The 2,603-nt window shown below is 44.1% G+C and carries 2 protein-coding genes; both read left to right on the top strand.

Features of this window, described 5'->3' with window-relative positions:
* Positions 1-905 (top strand): Gldg family protein (locus tag QZL69_RS09975; protein ID WP_291519275.1); only part of this gene is annotated, 905 nt, incomplete at its 5' end.
* A complete protein-coding gene (locus QZL69_RS09970) occupies positions 905-2,563 on the top strand; it encodes a DUF4340 domain-containing protein (RefSeq protein WP_022215064.1) in 1,659 nt (552 codons plus the stop codon). The genes QZL69_RS09975 and QZL69_RS09970, both read left to right, overlap by 1 nt.
* Positions 2,564-2,603 lie beyond the last annotated feature (40 nt).

Here is a 2,603-nt window from a genome sequence, read left to right as displayed (position 1 = left end):
AAAATCTTCCGATCCTGTACACACTCGACGGACATGGAGAGAAGGAACTCGATTCTACCTTAAAAGAAGATATCGAGAAAGCGAATATCGATATCCAGTCCCTGAATCTTCTGACAGAAGAGAGCGTGCCGGATGATGCAGCCTGCCTGCTGATCAACGCACCGACAAGTGATATTTCCGAGACAGAAAAAGATGCGATCATCGAGTATCTGGAAAACGGCGGCAAGGCTATGATCTTCTCTGATTATACGGAAGAATCCATGACAAACTTTGACGCTGTACTTGCAAATTACGGCGTAGAGAGAACAGAGGGAATCGTGATTGAGGGAGATTCCCAGCATTACGCACAGATGCCATATTATCTGGTTCCGACAGTTAACAGCACAGATGCGATCACTGATTTTGCTTCCAAAGGTTATTATGTACTGATGCCTTACGCACAGGGCATCCAGAAAACAGATGATGTGAGAGATACGGTAACGATCAACAGTCTTCTTACTACATCTGACAGTGCATATTCCAAGGTGGATGTAAACAGTGGAAGCATTGAGGAAACAGATGACGATACCAAGGGACCATTTGACCTAGGTGTAAGCATCACAGAATCTCTGGATGATGACAAAGAAACACAGATCGTTTATTATGCTTCCTCCAATCTGATGGACAGCCAGATCAATCAGATGGTATCCGGTGGAAATGAGCAGATGATCATGGAATCCTTAAGCTGGATGTGCAGTTCCGATGAAACTTCTACGATTTCTGTTCCGGTAAAAGACCTCCAGGTTTCTTACCTGACTCTGACTGCCTATGATGCAAGTTTCTGGAAGATCATTATCATGGGTCTGATCCCGGTTGCATTTCTGGTGATCGGCTTCGGCGTATGGCTGAAAAGGAGAAAAGCATAATGAAAAAAAAGACAGTAAAACTTGTCTCTGCTGTAGTTGCACTTGGCGTGGTGTCCGGAGCTTATGTGGGCGTAAATTCTTATGTTTCTTCTCAGGAAAAGAAAGAATCTGAGGAAGAGGACACAAGCGTTGAACTGACCAGCCTGTCTACAGATGATATTACTTCGGTTGCATTCACAGCAGGACAGGACAATGTAGAATTTGACAAAAAAGACGACGCCTGGTCGGAAAAAAGCGATGCGGATTTCCCGGTGGATCAGGATACTGTAAATACTGCAGTGGGAGGGCTCGCATCCCTCTCTGCTGCACAGGAAATCTCTGATGTGGAGGATTTAAGTGAATATGATCTGGATTCTCCACAGAATGAGATCAAACTTACGACAGATGACGGAGATACAGTACTTCAGATCGGTATGGAGAATGAATCCACCAGCCAGTATTATGTGAAGAAAAGCGATGATGACAAGAATGTATATCTGGTAGACAGCTCCGCAGTGGAGCCATTCATGGGAACTCTGTATGATTTTGCAGAGAGCGGAACTTTCCCGTCTGTGACTTCCTCAACGATCACAGAGGTCAAGGTTGACAAAGAAGACGGTTATGAACTGACCCAGGATCCGGATAATCTCTTCTGGAATGTGTCAGACGGAAAGACATCCGAAAAAGCAGATACCGATAAGGCCGGAACGGTGACATCAGCAATCGGTTCACTGGCATATGACAGCTTTGTGGATTATAACTGCACAGATGATTCCAAATATGGATTTGATGATCCGTATGCAGTGATCACTGCGAAATATACGGAGGAAGAAGCGGTAGAGGAGGATGATTCTGAGGAAGCGGAAGATGCAGATTCCGAGACTACAGCAGATGAAGATTCTGATACAACATCAGGAGATGCGGATTCAGAGAATACCGATACTACAGATGCCGATGAGGCATCAGAAGACACGGATGCAGAAGGGACAGATACAGACTCTGAGGATACAGAAACAAAAACAGTAGAGAAAGAGATTACCATCTATGTCGGTGATGAAACAGGAGATGACCGTTATGTGAAAGCAGATGACAGCAAAGAAGTCTACACGATCACGAAAGACTCCCTGACAGATATCCTGGACAGCAAGGCTTCTGATTTCTACAGTCTTTCTGTAAATTACCTCTCTGTCAACAGTCTGGATTCCCTGGAAGTAAAATCATCAGATGGTGATCATACAGTAACTGTGACAAGAGAAACATCCAAAGACAGCGATGATGAGGATGCAGAAGAAACAACAATGGTTTCCTACAAACTTGATGGCGTAGATCTGGATGATACAACCTTTACAACATTCTACAATAAACTCATCAATATGACTGCGCAGCAGCGCCTTACCGAAAAATACACTCCGGAAGGTAATCCGGCATATACCTTCGTATTCAAAGATACCGATGGCAATGAGACAACTGCAGAGTATTATGAGTACGATACAAACTTCTATGCAGCAGTTGTCGGAGACAAAGTCTATTTGGTCAACAAGATGAATATCCGCGATATGGATGAAGCATATCAGGATGTGATAAATACAGATACAAAAGACACAGCTTCCGAAACTACAGATTCTGAAGAAACTTCAGAGGAGACAGAAGTTACAGCAACACCAGCACAGGCCAAATAAAAAAAGACCGCCCGGACTGATATGAAATTATCAGCCCGGG

Origin of the sequence: Blautia sp. CAG:237 (assembly GCF_000436615.1) — a bacterium.
In the GTDB taxonomy this organism is placed as follows: Bacteria; Bacillota; Clostridia; order Lachnospirales; family Lachnospiraceae; genus Blautia_A; species Blautia_A intestinihominis.
Note: the sequence above shows the minus strand (reverse complement) of the source record. Positions and strands in the feature narration are given on the sequence as shown.